This is a genomic window from Micromonospora sp. Utrum1 (assembly GCF_057197805.1).
On sequence record NZ_CM170071.1, the window covers coordinates 4,043,260 to 4,064,094 of the forward strand.

Below are 20,835 nucleotides of genomic sequence, written 5' to 3' on the forward strand. Positions count from 1 at the left end.
CGTTCGTGAGCCCCTTTCGGATGACCGGCCGGCGCCCCTCAGCCCAGCCTCCTAGGACGCGCTAGCGAGTGAGATGCGGTCCCCACCGAGCGATCACTCGGGCGACCCGGGCATCCTCACGGCGTCTCGACGACCTCCTGGCGGAGGGGCCAGAGGGCTGCGGGAACGTGCTTGAAGGCAGCGCTGAGAGACGAGATCGCCGTCAGCGCCCGGTGGGTTCCCGGCCCGTCGCGAGCAGGCGCCGGATCTCCGCGGCGGCCGGGTGTGCCGGTGCGACGGCCAGGAAATGCCGCAGCGTGTCTCCCGCCTCGACGGCCCGGCTGTTCCGCTGCGCCAACCCCAGCACCAGCAGGCCGTCGGGGGAGTCCGGCTCGCGGGCGAGGACGTCCCGGGCGGTTCGTTGCGCGGCGGCGCCGTCGCCGGCCCGGAGCAGCGCGAACGCGAGTCGCAGCCGGACGCTGTCGTCGGGCCGGTCCCGCAGCGCCTCCTGGTACATCTGCGCGGCGGCGTCGTACCGGTCCTGTGTCTCCAGGTCGTGGGCGAGTTGGAGGGCGACCGCGACCGGGTCGGCCGGTGCCGGCCGAGCGGGCGGGTCGAGTCGGTCGGCGACGATCGCGACGGACGCCACGAGGGCCACCACGCCCACCGACGCCACCCGCCACGCCCGCCGGGCGCCCCGAGCGTCCAGCGTCCAGGGTGCCGTGGAGCCGGTCCGGGCGGCACCGGGCCGGAGCGTCCGCAGGGCCGCGTAGCCGCCGGCCAGCAGCGCCAGCAGCGGTACGCCCCAGAGCAGCAGCCGGACCCCGCGAGCCGGTGGTTCGGTCAGCACATCCGCGCCGTACCGCTGGACGAACCACCGCCGGATCTCGGTCCGGTCCCGCCCCTGGGCGATCTGGTCCGCCACCACCTGCCGCATCGCCGCCGCGATCGGTGACCGGGAGTCCGCCACCGACTCGCCCTGACAGGCCGGGCAGCGCAGCCCGGCGGACACCGCGCGCACCGGGTCCTGCCGGCCGGGGTCGCCCGCCGACCGGGCCAGCGCCACGCCGGCCGCCGCGGCGAGCGTGACGAGCGCGAGCGCCACCAGGGCGCGCCGCCACCTCATCCGGCCAGCAGCGGTGCGATCCGCTGCTCCAGCCACTGCCGGGTCACCACCCCCTGCCGCCGGTCGACGAGCCGGCCGTCCCGGCCGACCACGAACGTCTCCGGCACGCCCCGCACGCCCCACTCGACCGCCCGCGTGCCGTCGGGATCCGGCACCACGGTCAGCCCGGTCGCGCCGGTCTCGTCGAGCAGCGCGCGGACCGCGTCGGTGCCGTCTCTGATGTTCAGCCCGACCAGCCGGACGCCGCGCGGGGACCAGCTGCGCTCGGCGTCCACCAGCAGCGGCAGCTCGTCCCGGCACGGCCCGCACCAGGAGGCGAACACGTTGACCAGCACCACCTGGCCCCGGGCGTCGGAGAGCGCGAAGCGGCCACCGTCCAGGGTGGCGCCGGAGAGCGCCGGGGCGGGTCTGCCGGCCACCGCCGTCGCCTCCTCGGGGTTCGGCGTGGCGGGCGCGCGCAGGCCGAAGGCGATCAGGGCGCCGACGGCGACGGTGAGCGCGAGGACGGTCGCCGGCCCGACGCGCAGCCATCCGGGACGCCGCGCGGTCGGCCGCCTCACGTCGCGGCTCCCGGTCCGACGGCGACCGGGGCGGACCGCGGCCGGTCGGCGCCGGCGTCCGAGCGGGTTCGCGAGCGGGCGGTGGCGGCGGCCGCGAGGAACCCGCTGACGGCGGTCAGGGCACCGCCGGCCCAGATCAGGCCGACGAGCGGGTTCACCGCCAGCCGCACGGTGGCGGTGCCGCTGTCCTCGCTGACGGCGAGCAGCGTGACGTACGTGTCGCGCAGCGGGCCGGTGCCGATCGCGGGCACGGTGACGGCGGTGTCCCGGGCGGGGTGGTAGCGCAGCGCCGGCGTGATCGTCCGCGCGGCGTGGCCCGACGAGGTGAGCGCCAGCCGGGCCCGTACCGCCATGCCGTCGCTGCCGCCGGTCCGGTCCACCCCGACCAGTCGGACCGCGACGTCGCTCACCCGCAGGGTCTCGCCGACCCGCAGCGTCCGTTCGGCGTCCCGGCCGTACGCTGACGAGCCGGCGACGCCCACCGCGACCAGGGCGAGCCCGGCGTGCGCGACCAGCCCGGCGAGCCGGCCGGGCCGTCGGTGCGGGCCGGACCGGCGCAGCCGGTGGGCCAGGTCGCCGGCCAGTCCGGTGAGGACGAACCCCGCCGCGCCGAACGCGGTGAGCGCGGCCGGGCCGGGCCGGCTGAGCAGGCCGACGAGGGCCACGGCGCCCAGGCCGGCACCGGCGGGGACGACGAGCCGCCGCAGCGCCGCCGACCGGTCGCGGACCCGCAGGGCCGGCGCCACGCCCATCACCACCAGCACCACGACCGCCAGGGGCACCGCGGTGCGCTGGTAGTAGGCCGGGCCCACCGAGGAGCGCGTCCCGCTCAGCGGGGCGGTGAGCAGCGGCAGGATGGTGCCGATCAGCACCACCGCGGCGATGGTCACCAGGAGTACGCCGTGGACCAGCACCAGGGTGGCTCGGGAGAGCGCCCGGGGGCGCCCAGGGCGGGTCGGCTCGGGGACTCGCCGGCCGGTCAGGACGGCCGACACCACCACCGCCAGCAGCACGAAACCGAGCAGCATCGGGCCCAGCGGCGAGTCCGTGAAGGCGTGCACGCTGGCCACCGCACCGGATCGGGTGAGGAAGGTGCCGAGCAGCACCAGCAGGAAGCTCGCACAGGCGAGCGCGCCGTGCCAGGCGGCCCGGCCGCGGACCAGGGTGGTGTGCAGGAACGCGGTGGCGGTCAGCCAGGGCAGCAGGGAGGCGTTCTCCACCGGGTCCCACGCCCAGTAGCCGCCCCAGCCCAACACTGCGTACGACCACCAGGCGCCCATGCCGATGCCGCCGGTCAGCGCCGCCCAGGAGACCAGCGCCCACGGCCGCGCCGTCCGCACCCAGCCCGGTCCGTCCCGTCCCGCCAGCGGCGCCGCCAGCGCGAGAGCGAAGGGTACGACCAGGCCGAGGTAGCCGGCGTAGAGCAGCGGCGGGTGCACGCCCATGGCCGGGTGTTGCTGGAGCAGTGGATTCGGTCCGGGGCCGTCGGCCGGCACCGGGCTCACCGTGCGGAACGGGTTCGCGGCGAAGGTGGACAGCGCGAAGAAGAACACCATGACCACGCTGACGACCACCATCGCGTACGCGTGCAGCCGCGGCGGGTACGCGCGCCGGGCCAGCAGCGCGGCGTACCCGCCGAGGACCAGCAACCACAGCAGCAGTGAACCGTCCAGGGCCGACCAGAGGCTGGTCAGGGTGTAGTAGAGCGGGACGTGCCGGCCGCCGTTCTCGGCCACGAACCGGACGCTGAAGTCGTGCCGCAGCAGCGCCGTCTCCAGCAGGGCGCAGGCCAGGGCGGCGGCGGCCAGGGTTGCGGCGGTGCCGCGCCGGGCGGTGCGGACGGGCGCGCCGAACAGGGCCACCCGCAGCCAGAGCAGGGCGGTGAGGCTCGCGCAGGCGAGCCCGACGGCGAGGCCGGCGGTGCCGAGGTCACCCAGCATCGGCCGGAACCACGGGGGAGGACGACGGCCGGTACTCGTTGCCGTGGCGGACCACCACGTGGTCCGAGCGGAACACGCCGTCGGACGACAGCCTGCCCTCGACGACCGCGCCGGTTCCCTCCCGGAAGGTCTCCGGGGGTGCGCCGCGCTGCTCGACGGTGATCTCGTGGCCTGCCTCGGCGAGGCGGAACACGACCAGGTCGCCCTGGTGGCGCAGCGATCCGGGCACGACGTCGCCGCCGAGGCGGACCCGGTGGCGCGCGACGCCCGGATCGTCGAGCAGCTCGCCCGGCGTCCGGTAGTACGTGACGGTGTCGCGGAGCGCGCTGGTGACCAGCAGTCCGCCGGCGGCGAGCAGCACCGCGACGAGGGCGATTCGGCCCGCCCGGTGACGCATCATCCGACTCCCGCCGGAGTGCGTTCGGCGGCGGGGGAGGGCTCGGGGGCCAGGCGGCGCTCCAGGCGGACCACCCGGTGCAGCAGGAGGCAGAACGCGGCGAGGGTCGCGGCGGCCACGGCGAGGAGCAACGCGGCGGCCATCCGGGGGTCGATCGGCGGCCGGTGCGGGGCCAGCACCGTCGCCTGCTGGTGCAGCGAGCGCCACCAGAGCACGGAGAAGTGCACCACGGGCACGAGGACGAAGCCGGCGACGCCGACGACCGCCGCGGGCCGGGCCACCCGGTGGTCGCCGCCGTCGCGGGCTGCCCAGCGCTCGGCAAGCGTCCGGCGCAGGGCGAGGTAGCCGGCGTAGGCGAGCAGCAGCAGGGCGGTGCTGACCAGCCGGGGATCCCAGGCCCACCAGGTGCCCCAGACCAGGTGCCCCCAGACGGCCCCGGTGCCGATGGCGGCGGCGGTGAGCACCACCCCGAGCTCGGCCGCCGCCCGGGCGAACCGGTCCCAGCGCAGGTCCCCGCCGATCAGGTACGCCCCGCTGGCCGCGAGCACGACCGCGAACGCGGCGTACGCCACCCAGGCGGCGGGGACGTGCAGGTACATCAGGCGTTGCGCGTCGCCCTGCAGTTGATCGGGGGGCGCGAGCCATCCGCCAGCCACCGTGGCCGCGGCGGCGAGCCCGCCCGCGGCCCAGGCCATCGTCCGGCGCGCCGCGGCCGCTCTGGCGGTGTCCGTGAGGAGGTCCACCGTGGAGGCTTGCATCATCTCCCTGTCCGCGCCCCTGAGGCGCTTGACCGAGAAGGTGGGGACTGGAGACCCACCATAAAGCGGTGGTTGTCCCATATGCCGCCATTCGGAGAAAAGGTATGGAGGTCGCTAACCGGTACTAAGGTCCTTGCCGGTGAAGACGACAGCGGAGACCACCTCGCACCCGGGCCGGCGGCAGCGCCGACCCCGGTCGGTGCTGCCGTTGCTGTACGGCCCGCTGCTGCTCGCCGGTTGCTCCGGCGGCAGCCCGTCGGCCCTGAATCCGGCGGGGACCGGGGCCGCGCGTGTCAGCGGCCTGTGGTGGCTGTTGTTCTGGATCTCCATGGCGGTGTTCGCCGAGGTCATGGCGTTGCTCGCCTGGGCGCTCGTGTTCCGGCGGGGCGCCGCCCGGGTGCGTCACGGCCAGCCGTTGCGCTTCGTGACGATCGCCGGGGCCGGGCTGCCGTTCATCATCCTCGTGGCGGTCTACGGCGTCGGTCTGCGGGACCTCGCCGCGCTCGGCGCAGGTCCGGGGCAGGACGCGCTCACCGTGGAGGTCACCGGGCACAAGTGGTGGTGGGAGGTGCGCTACGTGGGCGCCTCCGGCGCCACCGCCAACGAGCTCCACATCCCGGTGGGGGAGCGGGTCCGGGTACGCCTGCGGACCGAGGACGTGCTGCACAGCTTCTGGGTGCCGCAGTTGATGCCGAAGACGGACCTGATCGCCGGCGAGACCCGCGAGACCTGGCTGGAGGCCCGGCGCGACGGCAGCTACCGCGGCCAGTGCGCCGAGTACTGCGGCACCCAGCACGCCCACATGGCGTTCCTGGTGGTGGCCGAACCCCGCGCCGCCTTCGACGCCTGGCTGGCCCGGGTGGACGCCCCGGCCCGGGCGCCGCGGACCGAGGCCGAACGGCGCGGTCAGCAGACCTTCGTGCAGGGCACCTGCGCGGCCTGCCACACGGTCCGGGGCACCGGCGCGCAGGGGCAGGTGGGGCCCGACCTGTCGAACGTCGGCTCGCGGTGGAGCATCGGCGCCGGCGCGGTGCCCAACGACGCCGGACACCTCGGCGGCTGGATCGCCAACTCGCAGACCGTCAAGCCGGGCAACGCCATGCCCCCGCAGCCGGTTGACGCCGCCCGACTGCCCGACCTCATCGCCTACCTACGGTCGCTGGAGTAGGGCCGCCATGTCCACGACCACCAGCAAGGAGCCCGGCATCGGCCGGGACGACCTGGCCCGGCTGGCCGAGCACTGGGACGAGCCCCGCTCGCTGCGCGCCTGGTTCACCACCGTGGACCACAAGAAGATCGGCCGGCGTTACCTGGTCACCGCCGCGTTCTTCTTCGTCCTCGCCGGGCTCAGCGCCCTGGTGATGCGTACCCAGCTCGCCCGGCCCGAGGCGGGCGTCGTGTCGCCGGAGGAGTACAACCAGCTCTTCACGATGCACGGCACGGCGATGATCTTCCTGTTCGCCACGCCCATGCTGTTCGGCTTCGGCAACTTCCTCGTCCCGTTGATGATCGGCTCCCGGGACATGGCCTTCCCGAGACTGAACGCCTTCGGCTACTGGGCGTTCCTCTTCGCCGGGCTGTTCATGTGGGGGAGCCTGCCGTTCGGGGCGGCGCCCAACAACGGCTGGTTCGCGTACGCGCCGCTCAACCAGGTGGAGCACAACCCCGGCCTGCACATGGACGTCTACGCGCTCGGTCTGCTCTTCCTGGGCATCTCCACCACCTCGGGCGCGATCAACTTCATCGTCACCGCGCTCAAGCTGCGGGCGCCGGGGATGTCGCTCAACCGGGTGCCGTTGTTCGTCTGGGCGATCGTGGCCACCGCGTTCATGGTGGTCTTCGCCCTGCCGGCGCTCAACGCGGACAACGCGATGCTCTTCTTCGACCGCCGGTTCGGCACCCACTTCTTCGACCCGTCCGGCGGCGGGAACGTGCTGCTCTGGCAGCACCTGTTCTGGATCTTCGGGCACCCCGACGTGTACATCATCGTGTTGCCCGCCCTGGGCATCGTCTCCGCGGTGCTGCCCGCGTTCACCCGCCGGGGCGTGGTCGCCTATTCGCTGATCGTGCTCTCGATCGTGGCGATCGCGATCATCTCGTTCGGGGTCTGGGTGCACCACATGTTCGCCACCGGGCTACCGCTGTTGTCCTACAGCTTCTTCAGCGCGGCCAGCACGGTCATCACCATCCCGTCCGGGATCCAGATCTTCGCCTGGCTGGCCACCATGCTGCTCGGCCGGTTGGTGCTGCGGGTGCCGCTGCTCTTCGTGATCGGGTTCCTCGTGACCTTCGTGCTCGGCGGCTTCACCGGCGCGATGTTCGCGGTGACCGCGTTCGACCAGCAGGTCACCGACTCGTACTTCGTGGTGGCGCACTTCCACTACGTGCTGATCGGTGGGGCGGTCTTCCCGATGCTCGCCGGCATCTACTACTGGCTCCCCAAGATCACCGGACGGATGTACCACGAGGGGCTCGGGCGGTGGGCGTTCTGGCTGGCCTTCACGGGCATGCACGTCACCTTCTTCCCCATGCACCTCTACGGCCTGTTCGGCATGCCGCGGCGCGTCTACACCTACCGCAGCGAGCCGGGCTGGGACGGGTGGAACCTGGTCAGCACCGTCGGGTCGTACCTGCTGGCGCTCGGGCTGCTGCTGGTGCTCGTCGGCGTGGTGCACGCGGTGCGGCGGGGCCGGCCGGCGCCGGCGGACCCGTGGGAGGGCGACAGCCTGGAATGGTCGACGGCGTCACCGCCGGAGCCGTACAACTTCCCGGTCATTCCCCGGGTGCACAGCCTGCACCCCACCTGGGACGAACGGACCGTCGAGTCGACCACCACCGGCGCGACCGGGGACCGCGTCCTCAGCGAAGGCCGGCGCACCCTGTTCACCAGCGAGCTGGACGCCCGCACCGAGCGGGCGGTGGAGATGCCCGAGTCGTCGTTCAAGCCACTCGTCCTCGCCGGCGCGCTGCTGGTCTTCTTCACCGCCCTGCTGCTGGCCGCGTACCCGATCGCCGCGGTCGCCGCGCTGGTGGTGGCGGCGACGATCGCGGCCTGGCTCTGGCCGCCGCGCCGCCCCGACGAGGAACTCGGGGTGGCGTCATGACGGACCGGGGTGGGGTCGTGGCCGCGGCCACCGGCGTCGCGGCGCTGACCACCGAGGAGCCGGTCGGCCGGCCGACCGGCTGGTGGGGCATGGTGCTGTTCGTGGCCACCGAGGCCACCCTCTTCGCGTGCCTGCTCGGCAGCTACTTCTACCTCCGCTTCCAGTTCGGTCCGCAGTGGCCGCCGGGGGGCGTCGACAAGCCGAAGCTGCTGCTCCCGCTGCTGATGACCGCAGTGCTGGTGCCCAGCAGCCTGCCCGTGGTCTGGGCCGAACACGGCATCCGGCGGGGCCGGCGCGGGCGGCTGCGGGCCGGGCTCGCCGCCACCCTGCTGCTCGGGCTGACCTTCCTGGCCCTGCTGGCCGTCGAATACGCCGAGGACCTCAAGCACTTCACCATGACCACCGACGTCTACGGCTCCCTGTTCTACCTGATCACCGGCTTCCACGGGCTGCACGTGCTGGTCGGGTTGACGATGATCGGGTGGCTGCTCGCCGCCTCCCTGCGCGGAGGCAGCTTCGGGTCCCACCGCCACGAACGCGTCCGCAACGCCGCGATCTACTGGCACTTCGTCGACGCGGTGTGGGTCGCCATCCTGTTCACCATCTACCTCTCCCCACGGCTGTGATGACCACCGGACCCGGCCCACACACCCGACTGGCCGGCGGGCTGCTGCTCTGGTACGGCGTGCTCGGCGGGGCCCTCGCCTGGTCCGCGCACCTGCTCATCGCCTGGCCGTTGGACGAGTTGACCTGCGCCGCGGGCCGCGAGCGCGTCGCCGGCGTGCCGCTCTGGCTGGCGGTGTGGCTCGCGGTGGTGATCCCGGGCCTGGTCACCGTGGGATCGCTGCTGGTGGCCACGCTGGTGTGGCGGCGTACCGCCCGGGCGTCGTCGGCCGGCGCCGAGGACCGGGCCGTCGACCGCTCCCGGATGCTCGCCATGGTCGGGGTCTGGGCGAACCTGCTGTTCCTGACGATCATCGTGCTCGGCGGGATCGCCGTGCTGGTGTTCCCGCCATGTCAGGGCTGACCGTCTACCGGGCCCACGGGTCCGGCCCGGGCGACGTGGCCGACGGGCTGCTGACGATGCTGTCCGTGGCCGTGGTCTGCCTGCTCGCCGCCGGCTACGGCCGGGGCGTGCAGGAGCTGTGGGCGCGGCGGGGCCGTGGCCGGGTGGTGGCGGTCCGGCGGGTGACGGCGTTCGGCACCGGGCTGGTGGTGGTGCTGGCGGCCGACCAGGGGCCGGTGCACCGGCTGGCGGAGTCCTCCTACGCCGGGCACATGACCCAGCACATGCTGCTCCTGCTGGTGGCGGGCCCGCTGCTCGCGGCCGGTGCGGCGGGACTGCCGCTCACCCTGGCCGCGCCCCGCCCGCTGCGCCGGCTGCTGGCCCGCGTCCGGGCCGCGGCGCCGGTGCGCCGGCTGCGCCGCCCGGCCGAATACGCCCTGCTGGCCGCGGCGGCGCAGACCCTGGCCCTGTGGCTGTGGCACCTGCCGGGCCCGTACGTCGCCGCGGTGGACCGCCCGATCCTGCACGCCGCCGAGCATCTGAGCCTGGTGGCGACCGCCTGGCTGCTGTGGGCGCCGGTGCTCGGCCCGGCCCGCCACCGGGCGCCCGCACCGGTGTCGCTGCTGCTGCTGGTCGGCACCATGCTGCCCGCCTCCGCGCTCGGCGCGGTCCTCACCTTCGCCCCCGAACCGGTCTACCCCGCGCGCGTCCTCGGCCCCGACCCGCTCGCCGACCAGCAGCTCGCCGGGCTGCTGATGTGGGCGCCGATGGACCTGGTGGTCCTGGTGGCGGCGCTGGCGGTCTTCCTCGGCTGGCTGCTCCGGCTGGACCGGGAGCGGCCCGACCGCCTGGCCACGGCCGGGCCGGGCCGGCCCGGCGCGCCGCCGGCGACCGGCGCCGCAACCGAAGGGATGGTGCGATGAGCCGTCGTCTCTGGATGCTGGCAACGGTGCTGGCGGCGCTGCCGGTCGTCGCCGCGACCGGGTGCGCGTCGACGTCGCCACCACCACCGCCCGAGTCCCGCGTCGGCCGGCCGGACCGGGGCGCGAAGCTGATCGCCCAGTACGGGTGCGGCTCGTGCCACACCATCCCCGGGGTCGACCGGGCCGGTGGGCTGGTCGGCCCGCCGTTGACCCGCTTCGGCGCCCGGTCCTACATCGCCGGTGAGCTGCCCAACAACGCGGACAACCTGCGACGGTGGATCACCGATCCGCAGGCCGTCGAGCCGGGCACCGCCATGCCGAACCTCGGCGTCAGCGCGATCGACGCGCAGGACATCGCCGCGTACCTCTACACGTTGGACTGACGGATGCGGCGACCACGAGCGGTGACTCTGCCCGCCACGCACCCGCGCCGGGCACTCGCGGTCGGGTCCGTGCTGGCGCTCGCCGTGGGCCCGGTGGCCCTCGCGCCCGCGCCCGACCCCACACCGACGCCGGCCGCCACCACCCCCGCTGTCGACCGCGGCACCCAGCTCTACCTGGAGCAGTGCGCGAGCTGCCACGGGGTGCAGGGGCAGGGGTCGCAGCAGGGGCCGTCCCTGGTCGGCGTCGGGCCCGCCTCGGTGGACTTCCAGCTCTCCACCGGCCGGATGCCGGTGTCGCGCGAAGTACCCCAGGCGCGGCGCCGCGAACCCGTCTTCTCCGCCGACGACATCTCCGCGCTGGTCGACCACGTGGCCAGCTTCGGCGGCGGCGGCCCGCGGATTCCCCGGGTCGCCCCCGGCGACCTGGTCTCCGGCCGGGACCTCTTCGCCGCCAACTGCGCGCCCTGCCACGGGGCTGCCGGCTCGGGGGCCGTGCTCACCAACGGCTGGAGCGCGCCACCGCTCTACGACGCGTCGGCCACCCAGGTCGCGGAAGCGGTCCGGGTCGGGCCCGGGCTGATGCCCGCCTTCCCCGCCCAGGTGCTCACCGATCAACAGGTCGACGACCTGACCAGCTATGTGCGGCGGCTGCGCACCGAGCGGCTGGACCCGGGCGGCAATCCGCTCGGCCGGCTCGGCCCGCTGGCCGAGGGGTTGCTCGCCTGGCTGGTGGTGTTCGGACTCCTGGTGGCCGGCGTGCGCTGGCTGGGCGGGAGGGCCGGGGAGTGAGGCGCCCGAGCCCGTCACCGGCCGAGCAGGCCGCGAGCCGCCGGATCGTCGCCGCGTTCCTGGTGAGCGCCGCCGGGGCGGTCGGTTTCGCGGTGACGTACGGGCTGGGTGGCGACACCCGGTGGGAGGGGGTGTGCCTGGCGGTCGCCTTCGCCGGCCTGGCGGTGGGGCTCGCGGTCTGGTCCCGGCGGCTGGTCCCGGTCGGCGGGTACGTCGAGGAGCACGAGGGCTTCACCCCGCCCCCCGCCGAGCAGGCGATGACGGCGGCGGTCTTCGCCGCGCCGGAGAGCCCGACCCGGCGGTACGGCCTGCTCGCGGCGCTCGGGTTCGCGCTGACCGCCCTCGGTGTCGCCGCGCTGTTCCCGCTGCGCTCCCTGCTCCCCTGGGACCGGGGCCGCCCGCTCCGGGCCCGGAAGGACACCCCTTGGGGGCCCGGCGTACGGCTGGTCGACGACACGGGACGACCCTTGCGGCCGGACGACGTGCCCGCCGAGACGATGGTCGCGGTCTTCCCCGAGGGAGACCCCGACGCCGGCGACGCCCCCGCGTTCGCGGTCCGCCTCGACCCTGAGCGCTTCTCCCGCCCGCCCGCCGGCGGCCACCTGGGCGGCCTGGTCGTCTGGTCGCTGCTCTGCACCCACGCCGGCTGCCCGGTGCGGCTCTACCTCAAGGGCACCGGCCGGGTGCTCTGCCCCTGCCACCAGTCGTCGTTCGACCTGCTGGCCGGGGCTCGGGCGGTCGGCGGTCCCGCGGCGCGGCCGCTGCCCGGACTGCCGATCGAGGTCGGCCCGGACGGCTTCCTCCGGGCCACCGGCGACTTCACCGCGCCGCCCGGCGCCGGCTTCTGGAGCCGGCCATGATCATGAACCGGCTGGCCCGCGCGCTGGACGACCGGCTCCGGCTCTCCCCGATCACCCGCCGGGCGCTGGCGAAGGTCTTCCCCGACCACTGGTCGTTCATGCTCGGCGAGCTCGCGCTCTACTCGTTCGTGGCGCTGATCCTCACCGGCGTCTACCTCACCTTCTTCTTCGACGCCAGCTCCGCCGACCGGGTCTACCGGGGGTCGTACGCCCCATTGGACGGCAGCACCACCTCCGCCGCCTACGCCTCCGTGGTCCGGCTGAGCTGGGACGTACGCGCCGGGCTGCTGATCCGGCAGACCCACCACTGGGCTGCCCTGGTCTTCCTCGCCGCGATCGTTCTGCACCTGTCCCGGATCTTCTTCACCGGGGCGTTCCGAAAGCCGCGCGAACTCAACTGGCTGATCGGCGTGACCATGCTGACCCTCGCCCTGGCCAACGGCTTCACCGGCTACTCCATGCCCGACGACCTGCTCTCCGGACTGGGGCTGCGGATCATCATCTCGGTGGTGGAGTCGATCCCCCTGGTCGGCACCTGGCTGGCCGCCCTGGCACTGGGCGGGGAGTTCCCCTCCGACGAGATGATCCCGCGGCTGTTCATCACCCACGTGCTGCTCGTACCGGCCGTCCTGGTCGCCCTCATCTCCCTGCACCTGGGCATCCTGGTCCGGCAGAAGCACAGCCAGTTCCCGGGCCCGGGCCGGACGGAGCACAACCTGGTCGGGTCACGGTTCTGGCCGAGCTACACCCTGCGCTCGCTCGCCCTCTTCGCCTGGATCCTGGCGGTGCTCTTCGCCCTCGGCGGCCTGGCACAGATCAACCCGGTGTGGCTCTACGGCCCGTTCGAGCCGGCCCAGTCCACCTCGCCCGCGCAGCCGGACTGGTACGTCGCCTGGGGCGACGGCGCGCTGCGCCTCTTCCCGCCCTGGGAGTTCCGCATCGGCGGCTACCTGGTGCCGGCGCCGTTCTTCCCCGGCGTCGTGCTCGGCGGACTGGCCTTCCTGGCCCTCTACGCCTGGCCGTTCGCCGAGCGGCTGCGCACGCGCGACCGCCGCCAGCACCACCTGCTCGACCGGCCCCGGGACCACCCCGTGCGGATCGGTGTCGGCGTGGCCGCACTGACCTTCTTCGCGGTGCTCGTCGTGGCCGCCGGCGACGACATCCTCGCCCGGCTGCTCGGGGTGCCGGTCTACGACCTGCTGTATCTCTTCCGGGTCCTGGTGCTCGCCCTGCCGATCCTGACCGGCGCGGTCGCGTTCCTGACCGCACGGGCGCTGCGACGGGGCGGCGCGACCTCGCTCGGCGGCCTCACCCGGGCGGACCTGCGCCGTGCCCGCCGTCCCTCCCGGCGACCCTCCGTGCGCGACGACGAACCCGAGACGCCCGCGCCGGACCGGCCGGGGGAGCGGATCGAGCTGTGGCCGGAGGGAGAGGTGTGGCGGTGGCGCTACCGCGACGAGGCCCGCGGACTGGTGCTCACCGCGAACCGGGTCGTGGTGTCGGAGGAGGAAGCGGTCGAGGCCGCCCGGCTGGCGTACCCGGGCGTGGACCGGGTCGTGGTGCCGGGGCCGCCCCCACCGCCCCCGCCCGGGCCGGTCCGGGCAGCCCTGCGCCGGTGGGGACGGGCGGCAGCCGCCGGATCGCTGCTGGTCGCCGCGCTGATCGAGCGCAGGCGCGACCGCCGCCGGCAGCGGGACGGCGACGAAGCCGATCCGCGGGAAAAGGCGGACGCCGCGCCGCGCGGCGGCGAACCGACGTGACGCTGGGCCGGTCGCGCTGTCGGTGCTCGACGGTGAACCGGGCAATTCTCCTCTTTTGGGGATGAAGTGTGTTTAGCTTCTGGAGAGAGGGTTGCCCTGCGCCGGGAGGGAGTGGCATGCACGGACGTGAGCTGCGCGGTCTGCTGCCTCCGTTCCTCCTGCTCCTGATCTTCGAGCGGCCCGGCCACGGGTACGACCTGATCGACCGGCTCAGCGCGATGGGGATGCCCGATGTGGAGCCCGGCCAGGTCTACCGGGTGCTGCGCGGCCTGGAACGCGATCGCTCGCTGATCTCCGTGTGGGAGACCGCCGGGGCGGGGCCGGCACGGCGGCGCTACGAGCTCACCGCCGAGGGTCGCCAGGCTCTCCGGTCGTGGACGGTCCGACTGGCGCAGCTCGATCAGGTCATCGCTGCCTGTCTGCGACGCTCGGCGGGCGCCTTCGCGGGGACGCGGGTCGGCCCGGCTGACCGGTACGCCCCTTCCGGACGCTGAACGGAGGATCATGCAATCGCCCGTGATGCCGACAGTTCACCGCGCGTTCGCCCGGCGAGTGGCACCGGCCGAGGCGCTCGCCGGCGACGCGGCGCGGATCGCGCGGGCCTGCTACGAGATGGCCGTACGCTTCCATCGCGGCGGAAAGCTGATCGTCTTCGGCAACGGGGGGCCGGCGACGGACGCCCAGCACGTGGTGGTGGAGTTCGTCCACCCGGTCATCGTGGGCAAGCGGGCGCTGCCGGCGATCTCGTTGACCAACGACGCCGCCACCCTCACCGGGATCGCCCGGGCGGAGGGCTTCGACGAGGTCTTCGCGGCTCAACTGCGCCTGCTCGCCGCCCCGGAGGACATCGCGCTCGGACTGTCCGTCGACGGCCGGTGCGCCAACGTCCGGCGGGGCCTGACGACGGCCCGCGACCTCGGTCTCCTCACCGTCGGGCTGTTCGGCGGCGACGGCGGCGACCTCGCTCGGGACGCCGTCGCCGACCATGTCATCGTCGCCCGCTCGGAGGACCCGTGCATCGTGAAGGAGGTGCACGTGACGATCTATCACATCCTGTGGGAGTTGGTGCACGTGTTCTTCGAGCAACCTGGACTGCTGGAGCCGGAGGCGGTCCGGTGAAGCCGCGGCCGGTGCCGACCACCCGGGCCGTACCGGAGTGCCACGACGACGTGTGCATCACCTGTTCCGACGCGGCGGTGGCCGTCCGGGTGCGGGAGCTGATGGCCGACGGCCTGGCCGTGGTCGACACGGACGCCGGACCGGAGGAGGTCAGTGTGGCCCTGGTCGAGGCGGAACCGGGTGACGTCGTGCTGGTCCACGCCAAGGAGGCCATCGCCGTCGTGGAGAAGCGGTCATGAGCGCCCGGGTCGAGGGCGCCGTCGGGGCCCTGTACCCGTTCCTCGACACCCGGCCGACCGACGTGGACGCGGTGCTCGCCGCGGTGGCGAGGTCCACCGCGGAGAAGGCGGCGGAGATAGTCGCTCTCCGCGAATCCCTGGTCGCCGAGCACGGGCAGCGGCTGGTCGACTGCGCCCGCCGGTGCGCCGCGGCCTTCCGAGCCGGCGGCACGCTGTACGCGTTCGGCAACGGCGGAAGCAGCACGGACGCCCAGGATGTCGCCCAGTTGTTCCTGCACCCGCCGAAGGCCGCCCGCCCGTTGCCGGCCATCTCGCTGACCCAAGACGTCGCGGTGATCACGGCGCTATCCAACGACGTCGGGTTCGAGGTGGTCTTCGCCCGGCAGGTGGCGGCGTTCGGCCGGCCCGGGGACATCGCGGTCGGGCTGTCCACCAGCGGCGGGTCGAACAACGTCCTGCGGGCGTTCGAGGAGGCGGCCCGGCGCGGCATGCTCACCGTCGGGTTCGCCGGGTACGACGGCGGCCGGATGGCGGAATCCGAGGTCATCGACCACCTCTTCGTGGTGCCGTCGGCGTCGGTGCACCGGGTCCAGGAGGCGCAGACGACGGTCTACCACGTGCTCTGGGAACTCACCCAGCAGGCGTTGGCCGACGAATTCTGACCGGTTGCCGTGGAGCTGACCAGCGTGCAACGGGTGCACGTCCGCGTCGAGGGCATCGTGCAGGGGGTCGGGTTCCGGCCCTTCGTGCATGCGCTGGCCACCGAGTACGAGCTGGCCGGGTTCGTCGGCAACGACAGCGCGGGCGTCTTCGTCGAGGTCGAAGGGGACGGAGACCGGCTGACCGCCTTCGTGGCCGACCTCAGCCGGCGGGCACCGACACTCGCCCAGGTCGAACGGCTCACCACCGACGCGGTGCCGCCGACCGGCAAGCCCGGCTTCGCCATCGTCACCAGCGTCACCGGCGCGGGCCGGGATGCCCTGATCTCCCCGGACACCGCCACCTGCCCGGACTGCCTCGGGGAGCTGTCCGATCCGACGGACCGGCGGCACGGCTACCCGTTCACGAACTGCACCAACTGTGGCCCGAGGTTCACGATCGTGGAGGACGTTCCGTACGACCGCCGTACCACCACGATGGCCGAGTTCCCGCTCTGCGCCGACTGCGCCGCCGAGTACGCGGACCCGGCGAACCGTCGCTTCCACGCCGAGCCGGTGTGCTGCCCCGCGTGCGGTCCGGCCCTCCGGCTCGTCACCGCCGACGGCACCACGGTTGCCGGCGAGCCCCTGGACACGGCCGTACGGTGGCTGCGGGACGGCCGGATCGTCGCGGTCAAGGGTCTCGGCGGCTACCACCTGGCCACCCGGGCCGACGACGACCAGGCCGTCTCGACGCTGCGCGCCCGCAAGCACCGCGAGGAGAAACCGTTCGCCGTGATGGCCGCCGACCTGCGGTCCGCGCGCGTCCTCGTCGACGTGGCGCCGGCGGCCGAGCCGGTGCTCACCGGCGCCCGCCGGCCCGTGGTGCTGCTGCCCCGCCGCGCGGACGCCCCGGTCGCCGATTCGGTGGCCCCGGGCAACCGCGAGCTGGGTGTGCTGCTGCCGTACACGCCGCTGCACCAGCTGCTGCTCGGTCGGCTCGGCATGCCGATCGTCCTGACCAGCGGCAACGTCTCCGATGAACCGATCGCCCACCGCGACGACGACGCCCGCCGGCGGCTGGCGCGGATCGCCGACGGTTTCCTGACGCACGACCGGCGGATCCACGTCCGTACCGACGACTCGGTGGTGCGCGTCTTCCGGGGCCGTGAGCTGCCGATCCGGCGCTCCCGTGGTTACGTGCCCGCCCCGATCACCCTGCCCTGGCGGTTCCCGCGGCCGGTGCTGGCCTGTGGCGCCGAGTTGAAGAACACGTTCTGCGTGGCGAAGGGACGGCGCGCGTTCGTGTCGCATCACGTCGGCGACCTGGAGAACTACGAGACGTTGCGGGCGTTCACCGACGGAATCGCGCACTTCACCCGGCTCTTCGACGTCCGACCGGAGGTCGTCGCCCACGACCTGCATCCCGAGTACCTCTCCACGAAGTACGCCCTGCAGCGCGACGACGTCGAGCTGCTCGGCGTCCAGCACCACCATGCCCACATCGCGTCCTGCCTGGCCGACAACGGCGACCCCGGACCGGTGATCGGCGTCGCCTTCGACGGTCTCGGGTTCGGCCCGGACGGCACGCTCTGGGGCGGTGAGCTGCTCGTCGCGGACCTGACCGGGTTCGAGCGGGTCGGCCACCTGGGCGCGGTGCCGATGCCGGGCGGGGCCGCGGCAGTACACGAGCCGTGGCGGATGGCGGCGGCCTATCTCGACGAGATCTATGGCGACGCTGTGCCGGACCTGCCGGTACGGCGCCGGCACGAGCGGCACTGGCCCGCAGTCGTGGCACTGGCGCGGCGCGGGACCAACTCGCCCCCGACCTCCAGCGCGGGCCGGCTGTTCGACGCCGTCTCGGCGCTGCTCGGCCTCCACGATCGCGTCACGTACGAGGGGCAGGCCGCGATCGCCCTGGAGCAGCGCGCCGATCGCGACGAGCGCGGCGGCTACCGGGTCGAGGCGGCGGGCCCGGTCCCGCTCCTCAACGTCGGACGCGGACTGGTCCGGTGCGTGGTCGACGACCTGCTCGCCGGGGTGGACCCCGGCCGGATCGCCGCGCGCTTCCACCACGGACTGGCCGACGCCGTGGTCCGGGCGGCGGGAGTCGTCCGGGAGCGCACCGGCCTCGCCACGGTCGCGCTCTCCGGCGGGGTCTTCCAGAACGTGCTGCTGCTCGATCGGGTGGTGAGCGGGCTGGAACAGGACGGCTTCCGGGTGCTCGTGCACTCGCGGGTGCCGCCCAACGACGGCGGCATCTCCCTCGGTCAGGCCGCAGTGGCCGCGGCCCGGGCCGCACCCGCCGCCTGAGCGGGAACCGCGGTCAGCAGATGCGGGGGAGCGGGTCCCCGACCAGCATGTCGACCACCCGGGTGCCGCCGAACGCCGTGTGGAGCAACACCATCCCGGGCGGGTCGGCGGTAACCCGGCCGATGACCGCCGCGCCGTCGCCGAGCGGATGGCCGCGCAGCGCCGCCACGGCGGCCTCCGCCTGCGTGCCGTCCACCACGGCCACGAGGCGTCCCTCGCAGGCCACGTAGAGCGGGTCGATGCCGAGCAGCTCGCACGCGCCGGTGACGGCGGGACGCACCGGCACCGACGCCTCGTCGACGACGACGGCGACCTCCGCCGCCTGCGCCACCTCGTTGAGGATGGTCGCCACGCCGCCCCGGGTGGCATCCCGCAGCAGCCGCACCCCGGGAGCCGCGTCCAGCAGCGCATCCACCAGGCCGGACAGCGCCGCGGTGTCCGAGGCCAGGTCGGCGGCGATGTCCAGCTCGCCGCGGGCGAGCATGATGGTGACGCCATGGTCGCCGATCGGCCCGGAGACGATGATCGCGTCGCCCGGGCGGACGTGCGCGGTGCCCAGGGGCACCGGCCGCTCCAGCACGCCGACGCCGGCCGTGTTGATGTAGCAGCCGTCGGCCTTGCCCCGCTGCACCACCTTCGTGTCGCCGGTGACCACCTGGACCCCGGCGCGCTCCGCCGCTGCGGCCATGGAGGTGGCGATCCGCCGCAGGTCGGCGACGGGAAAGCCCTCCTCGAGGATGAACCCGGCCGCCAGGTACAGCGGCCGGGCGCCGCTGACCGCTAGGTCGTTGACGGTGCCGTTGACGGCGAGATCGCCGATGTCCCCGCCGGGAAAGAACAGTGGCGACACCACGTACGAGTCGGTGGTGAAGGCCAGCCGGCTGCTGCCCACGGAGAGCACCGCACCGTCGTCGAGCTCCTCCAGCGTCGGGTTCCGGAACGCCTCGACGAACAGCCCCTCGATCAGGCTGTGCGTCGCCTTTCCGCCCGCGCCGTGCGCGAGCGTGATCCGGCTCTCCCTGATCTTCGGCGCTCGCCGGCGGGCCCGTTCGATGCGCTCCAGCACCTGCTGCTCCGGCGACAGCCGCCCCGGTTCGTGACCGGCCGCCGCCTCGGCGTCGGTCACTGCGCGCTCGGCCCAGTCGGCGGTGCGTTCGGTCGTCATACCCGGGTCGCCTCCGTGAGCCGCTGCCGCGTGAAGCGGCCGAAGTTGTAGTAGGCCGCGCACGCGCCCTCCGAGGAGACCATGCACGTGCCGATGGGCGTCTCCGGTGTGCACGCGGTACCGAACACCTTGCACTCCCAGGGCTTGAGCACTCCCTTGAGCACCTCGCCGCACTGGCAGGCCTTCGGGTCCGCCACGCGTACCCCGGGCACGTCGAAGATCCGCTCGGCGTCGTACGCCGCGTATTCCTCCCGCATCCGCAGCGCCGAGTGCGAGATGAAACCGAGGCCGCGCCACTCGAAGTACGGGCGCAGCCGCATGACCTGGCCGATCGCCTCCAGCGCCCGCAGGTTGCCGTCCCAGGGCACCACCCGGGTGTACTGGTTCTCCACCTCGCAGCGTCCCTCGGCGAGCTGTCTGAGCAACATGAAGACCGACTGCAGAAGGTCCAGCGGTTCGAACCCGGCGCACACCAGCGGCTTGCCGTAGTCGCGGGCGATGAACTCGTAGGGGCGGCAACCGATGACGGTGGAGACGTGCCCCGGCCCGAGAAATCCGTCGAGACGCAGGTCCGGTGAGTCGAGGATGGCCTTGATCGCCGGAAGGATGGTGACGTGGTTGCAGAAGACCGAGAAGTTGTCGATGCCCTCGGCGGCCGCCCTCAGCACGGTCATGGCGGTCGACGGCGAGGTGGTCTCGAACCCGATCGCCATGAACACGACCTTGCGGTCCGGGTTGGTCCGCGCGATCTTCAGGGCGTCCAGCGGCGAGTAGACCATCCGGATGTCCGCACCCGCCGCCTTGGCGTCCAGGAAGGAGCCGTTCCCGCCCGGGACCCGCATCATGTCGCCGAACGCCGTCATGATGACGCCCGGTTCGTTGGCGATGGCGATGGCGTCGTCCACCCGGCCCATCGGGATGACGCAGACCGGGCAGCCCGGCCCGTGCACCAGCGAAACGCTCTCCGGCAGGTAGTCCTCGATTCCGTGCTTGTAGATGGTGTGCGTGTGGCCGCCGCAGACCTCCATGAACTTGTACTGCCGCCCCGGCTCGCACAACGCGGCGATCTGGGTCGCCAACGCCTGGGCCTTGTCCGCGTCGCGGTACTCGTCAACGAAACGCATCTGATCTTTCCTAGGTGATGTCGGATTCGGCGAGCGCCTGCAGCTCGTCGGTGTAGGCCTGTCCGAGGCCGTTCAACATGGCCAATGTGGCGGCCGCCTCGGCTTCGTCGATCTTCGACATGGCGAAGCCGACATGGACGAGCACCCAGTCGCCGATACCGACCTGGTCCGGGCCGAGCAGGCCGATGTTGATCGCCCGCCGGACACCCACGACGTCGACGATGGCGAGGTCGTCGCGGCCCGCCTTGATTTCGACGATCTCGCCCGGGATTCCAAGGCACATCGAGCTACTCGTCCTCTCCGGTCACATCTTTTCGATCTTGATGTAGCGCCGCAGCGCGGGAAGTTCCTTCCAGAACATCCCCATGACGGCCGCGCCGGCCAGCAGCACCAACAGCTTCCGCACAGCTCACCTCCTTCGGTCCACGCCGGGCCGGTTCAGCCCGGCGGCAGGTTCGGCATGATCGGCAGGATCGGCTCGTGTTTCCCGGGTTGGATGCCGGTGGAGCGGCGGGCGTCCACCGTCCCGTCGTCGTGATGGCCGTCCTGTTTCCTCCGCCGCGAGTTGCCCTCCTCCACACCCTTGGTGTGCGCCGGGGCGTCGAGTTCGACATCGGGATCGCCCACTCGGATCTCGCCCATTCCCGCCTCC

Annotated in this window: 24 protein-coding genes; 14 read left to right on the top strand and 10 right to left on the bottom strand. The window is 73.5% G+C overall.

What is annotated here, in order from left to right; translation table 11 throughout:
• Positions 1-202 precede the first annotated feature (202 nt).
• The 5 genes from AC0OLQ_RS18950 to ccsA are packed head-to-tail and all read right to left on the bottom strand — an operon-like array spanning position 203 to position 4,745.
• Positions 203-1,105, bottom strand: coding sequence for a cytochrome c-type biogenesis protein CcmH (locus AC0OLQ_RS18950; protein WP_484527309.1), 903 nt, complete (start codon positions 1,103-1,105; stop codon positions 203-205).
• Positions 1,102-1,665 carry a TlpA family protein disulfide reductase gene (locus AC0OLQ_RS18955; RefSeq protein ID WP_484527310.1) on the bottom strand — a complete coding sequence of 188 codons (564 nt, stop codon included), beginning with the start codon at positions 1,663-1,665 and terminating at the stop codon, positions 1,102-1,104. Before AC0OLQ_RS18955 ends, AC0OLQ_RS18950 begins: the two co-directional genes overlap by 4 nt.
• Positions 1,662-3,605, bottom strand: a complete 1,944-nt coding sequence (locus AC0OLQ_RS18960; RefSeq protein ID WP_484527311.1) for a heme lyase CcmF/NrfE family subunit — start codon at positions 3,603-3,605, stop codon at positions 1,662-1,664. The genes AC0OLQ_RS18955 and AC0OLQ_RS18960 overlap by 4 nt, the downstream gene beginning before the upstream one ends.
• On the bottom strand, positions 3,595-4,005 hold the full coding sequence (locus AC0OLQ_RS18965) for a cytochrome c maturation protein CcmE (RefSeq protein WP_357342174.1): 411 nt from the start codon (positions 4,003-4,005) through the stop codon (positions 3,595-3,597). Before AC0OLQ_RS18965 ends, AC0OLQ_RS18960 begins: the two co-directional genes overlap by 11 nt.
• Positions 4,002-4,745, bottom strand: a complete 744-nt coding sequence (ccsA, locus tag AC0OLQ_RS18970; RefSeq protein ID WP_484527312.1) for a cytochrome c biogenesis protein CcsA — start codon at positions 4,743-4,745, stop codon at positions 4,002-4,004. The genes AC0OLQ_RS18965 and ccsA overlap by 4 nt, the downstream gene beginning before the upstream one ends.
• Before the next feature lie 154 nt (positions 4,746-4,899).
• Here ccsA and coxB point away from each other — a divergent pair, with 154 nt between their 5' ends.
• The 14 genes from coxB to hypF all read left to right on the top strand — a co-directional run bounded on the left by coxB (position 4,900) and on the right by hypF (position 17,894).
• Positions 4,900-5,928, top strand: a complete 1,029-nt coding sequence (coxB, locus tag AC0OLQ_RS18975) for a cytochrome c oxidase subunit II (RefSeq protein ID WP_484527313.1) — start codon at positions 4,900-4,902, stop codon at positions 5,926-5,928.
• Positions 5,929-5,935: 7 nt separating this feature from the next.
• Positions 5,936-7,864, top strand: coding sequence for a cytochrome c oxidase subunit I (ctaD, locus tag AC0OLQ_RS18980; RefSeq protein WP_484527314.1), 1,929 nt, complete (start codon positions 5,936-5,938; stop codon positions 7,862-7,864).
• Positions 7,861-8,490, top strand: coding sequence for a cytochrome c oxidase subunit 3 (locus AC0OLQ_RS18985; protein ID WP_484527315.1), 630 nt, complete (start codon positions 7,861-7,863; stop codon positions 8,488-8,490). Before ctaD ends, AC0OLQ_RS18985 begins: the two co-directional genes overlap by 4 nt.
• The gene (locus AC0OLQ_RS18990) at positions 8,490-8,891 is read left to right on the top strand and encodes a hypothetical protein (RefSeq protein ID WP_357342164.1); all 402 of its coding nucleotides are present in this window, start codon (positions 8,490-8,492) and stop codon (positions 8,889-8,891) included. The genes AC0OLQ_RS18985 and AC0OLQ_RS18990 overlap by 1 nt, the downstream gene beginning before the upstream one ends.
• The gene (locus AC0OLQ_RS18995) at positions 8,879-9,793 is read left to right on the top strand and encodes a cytochrome c oxidase assembly protein (protein ID WP_484527316.1); all 915 of its coding nucleotides are present in this window, start codon (positions 8,879-8,881) and stop codon (positions 9,791-9,793) included. The genes AC0OLQ_RS18990 and AC0OLQ_RS18995 overlap by 13 nt, the downstream gene beginning before the upstream one ends.
• Complete coding sequence (locus tag AC0OLQ_RS19000; RefSeq protein WP_357342158.1) at positions 9,790-10,176, top strand: c-type cytochrome; 387 nt, start codon at positions 9,790-9,792, stop codon at positions 10,174-10,176. Before AC0OLQ_RS18995 ends, AC0OLQ_RS19000 begins: the two co-directional genes overlap by 4 nt.
• A gap of 3 nt (positions 10,177-10,179) precedes the next feature.
• Positions 10,180-10,965 (top strand): cytochrome bc1 complex diheme cytochrome c subunit, encoded by a 786-nt coding sequence (gene qcrC / locus AC0OLQ_RS19005; protein ID WP_484527317.1) that lies wholly within the window; start codon positions 10,180-10,182, stop codon positions 10,963-10,965.
• Positions 10,962-11,825: a Rieske 2Fe-2S domain-containing protein gene (locus AC0OLQ_RS19010; RefSeq protein WP_484527318.1), complete on the top strand. Its 864-nt coding sequence runs from the start codon at positions 10,962-10,964 to the stop codon at positions 11,823-11,825. The genes qcrC and AC0OLQ_RS19010 overlap by 4 nt, the downstream gene beginning before the upstream one ends.
• Positions 11,822-13,585, top strand: a complete 1,764-nt coding sequence (gene qcrB, locus AC0OLQ_RS19015) for a cytochrome bc1 complex cytochrome b subunit (RefSeq protein WP_484527319.1) — start codon at positions 11,822-11,824, stop codon at positions 13,583-13,585. Before AC0OLQ_RS19010 ends, qcrB begins: the two co-directional genes overlap by 4 nt.
• Before the next feature lie 116 nt (positions 13,586-13,701).
• On the top strand, positions 13,702-14,079 hold the full coding sequence (locus AC0OLQ_RS19020) for a helix-turn-helix transcriptional regulator (protein WP_484527320.1): 378 nt from the start codon (positions 13,702-13,704) through the stop codon (positions 14,077-14,079).
• Between the two features lie 25 nt (positions 14,080-14,104).
• Positions 14,105-14,704, top strand: coding sequence for a D-sedoheptulose-7-phosphate isomerase (locus AC0OLQ_RS19025; protein WP_484527321.1), 600 nt, complete (start codon positions 14,105-14,107; stop codon positions 14,702-14,704).
• On the top strand, positions 14,701-14,943 hold the full coding sequence (locus AC0OLQ_RS19030) for a HypC/HybG/HupF family hydrogenase formation chaperone (RefSeq protein WP_484527322.1): 243 nt from the start codon (positions 14,701-14,703) through the stop codon (positions 14,941-14,943). Before AC0OLQ_RS19025 ends, AC0OLQ_RS19030 begins: the two co-directional genes overlap by 4 nt.
• Entirely contained in the window at positions 14,940-15,605 is a 666-nt protein-coding gene (locus AC0OLQ_RS19035; RefSeq protein WP_484527323.1) for a D-sedoheptulose-7-phosphate isomerase, read from the top strand. Before AC0OLQ_RS19030 ends, AC0OLQ_RS19035 begins: the two co-directional genes overlap by 4 nt.
• Positions 15,606-15,614: 9 nt before the next feature.
• Complete coding sequence (hypF, locus tag AC0OLQ_RS19040) at positions 15,615-17,894, top strand: carbamoyltransferase HypF (protein WP_484527324.1); 2,280 nt, start codon at positions 15,615-15,617, stop codon at positions 17,892-17,894.
• 13 nt (positions 17,895-17,907) lie between these two features.
• Here hypF and hypE read toward each other — a convergent pair whose 3' ends face one another.
• Genes hypE through AC0OLQ_RS19065 form a run of 5 tightly spaced genes read right to left on the bottom strand, consistent with a single transcriptional unit; the run spans position 17,908 to position 20,825 of the window.
• Entirely contained in the window at positions 17,908-19,059 is a 1,152-nt protein-coding gene (hypE, locus tag AC0OLQ_RS19045; RefSeq protein ID WP_484527325.1) for a hydrogenase expression/formation protein HypE, read from the bottom strand.
• Positions 19,056-20,183: a hydrogenase formation protein HypD gene (gene hypD / locus AC0OLQ_RS19050; RefSeq protein ID WP_484527326.1), complete on the bottom strand. Its 1,128-nt coding sequence runs from the start codon at positions 20,181-20,183 to the stop codon at positions 19,056-19,058. The genes hypE and hypD overlap by 4 nt, the downstream gene beginning before the upstream one ends.
• 10 nt (positions 20,184-20,193) lie before the next feature.
• Positions 20,194-20,466 carry a HypC/HybG/HupF family hydrogenase formation chaperone gene (locus AC0OLQ_RS19055; protein ID WP_387138019.1) on the bottom strand — a complete coding sequence of 91 codons (273 nt, stop codon included), beginning with the start codon at positions 20,464-20,466 and terminating at the stop codon, positions 20,194-20,196.
• A 21-nt stretch (positions 20,467-20,487) separates the two neighbouring features.
• On the bottom strand, positions 20,488-20,589 hold the full coding sequence (locus AC0OLQ_RS19060; RefSeq protein WP_484527327.1) for a DUF6893 family small protein: 102 nt from the start codon (positions 20,587-20,589) through the stop codon (positions 20,488-20,490).
• Positions 20,590-20,621: 32 nt separating this feature from the next.
• Entirely contained in the window at positions 20,622-20,825 is a 204-nt protein-coding gene (locus tag AC0OLQ_RS19065) for a hypothetical protein (protein ID WP_484527328.1), read from the bottom strand.
• Positions 20,826-20,835: the final 10 nt, after the last annotated feature.

Excerpts from the sequence above, each read along its gene's own strand:
- AC0OLQ_RS18950 (WP_484527309.1), bottom strand. The coding sequence starts at position 1,105 with ATGAGGTGGCGGCGCGCCCTGGTGGCGCTCGCGCTCGTCACGCTCGCC.
- AC0OLQ_RS18960 (WP_484527311.1), bottom strand. The coding sequence starts at position 3,605 with ATGCTGGGTGACCTCGGCACCGCCGGCCTCGCCGTCGGGCTCGCCTGC.
- AC0OLQ_RS18965 (WP_357342174.1), bottom strand. The coding sequence starts at position 4,005 with ATGATGCGTCACCGGGCGGGCCGAATCGCCCTCGTCGCGGTGCTGCTC.
- ctaD (WP_484527314.1), top strand. The coding sequence starts at position 5,936 with ATGTCCACGACCACCAGCAAGGAGCCCGGCATCGGCCGGGACGACCTG.
- AC0OLQ_RS18985 (WP_484527315.1), top strand. The coding sequence starts at position 7,861 with ATGACGGACCGGGGTGGGGTCGTGGCCGCGGCCACCGGCGTCGCGGCG.
- AC0OLQ_RS18990 (WP_357342164.1), top strand. The coding sequence starts at position 8,490 with ATGACCACCGGACCCGGCCCACACACCCGACTGGCCGGCGGGCTGCTG.
- AC0OLQ_RS18995 (WP_484527316.1), top strand. The coding sequence starts at position 8,879 with ATGTCAGGGCTGACCGTCTACCGGGCCCACGGGTCCGGCCCGGGCGAC.
- AC0OLQ_RS19000 (WP_357342158.1), top strand. The coding sequence starts at position 9,790 with ATGAGCCGTCGTCTCTGGATGCTGGCAACGGTGCTGGCGGCGCTGCCG.
- qcrC (WP_484527317.1), top strand. The coding sequence starts at position 10,180 with ATGCGGCGACCACGAGCGGTGACTCTGCCCGCCACGCACCCGCGCCGG.
- qcrB (WP_484527319.1), top strand. The coding sequence starts at position 11,822 with ATGATCATGAACCGGCTGGCCCGCGCGCTGGACGACCGGCTCCGGCTC.
- AC0OLQ_RS19020 (WP_484527320.1), top strand. The coding sequence starts at position 13,702 with ATGCACGGACGTGAGCTGCGCGGTCTGCTGCCTCCGTTCCTCCTGCTC.
- AC0OLQ_RS19025 (WP_484527321.1), top strand. The coding sequence starts at position 14,105 with ATGCCGACAGTTCACCGCGCGTTCGCCCGGCGAGTGGCACCGGCCGAG.
- AC0OLQ_RS19035 (WP_484527323.1), top strand. The coding sequence starts at position 14,940 with ATGAGCGCCCGGGTCGAGGGCGCCGTCGGGGCCCTGTACCCGTTCCTC.
- hypE (WP_484527325.1), bottom strand. The coding sequence starts at position 19,059 with ATGACGACCGAACGCACCGCCGACTGGGCCGAGCGCGCAGTGACCGAC.
- hypD (WP_484527326.1), bottom strand. The coding sequence starts at position 20,183 with ATGCGTTTCGTTGACGAGTACCGCGACGCGGACAAGGCCCAGGCGTTG.
- AC0OLQ_RS19055 (WP_387138019.1), bottom strand. The coding sequence starts at position 20,466 with ATGTGCCTTGGAATCCCGGGCGAGATCGTCGAAATCAAGGCGGGCCGC.
- AC0OLQ_RS19065 (WP_484527328.1), bottom strand. The coding sequence starts at position 20,825 with ATGGGCGAGATCCGAGTGGGCGATCCCGATGTCGAACTCGACGCCCCG.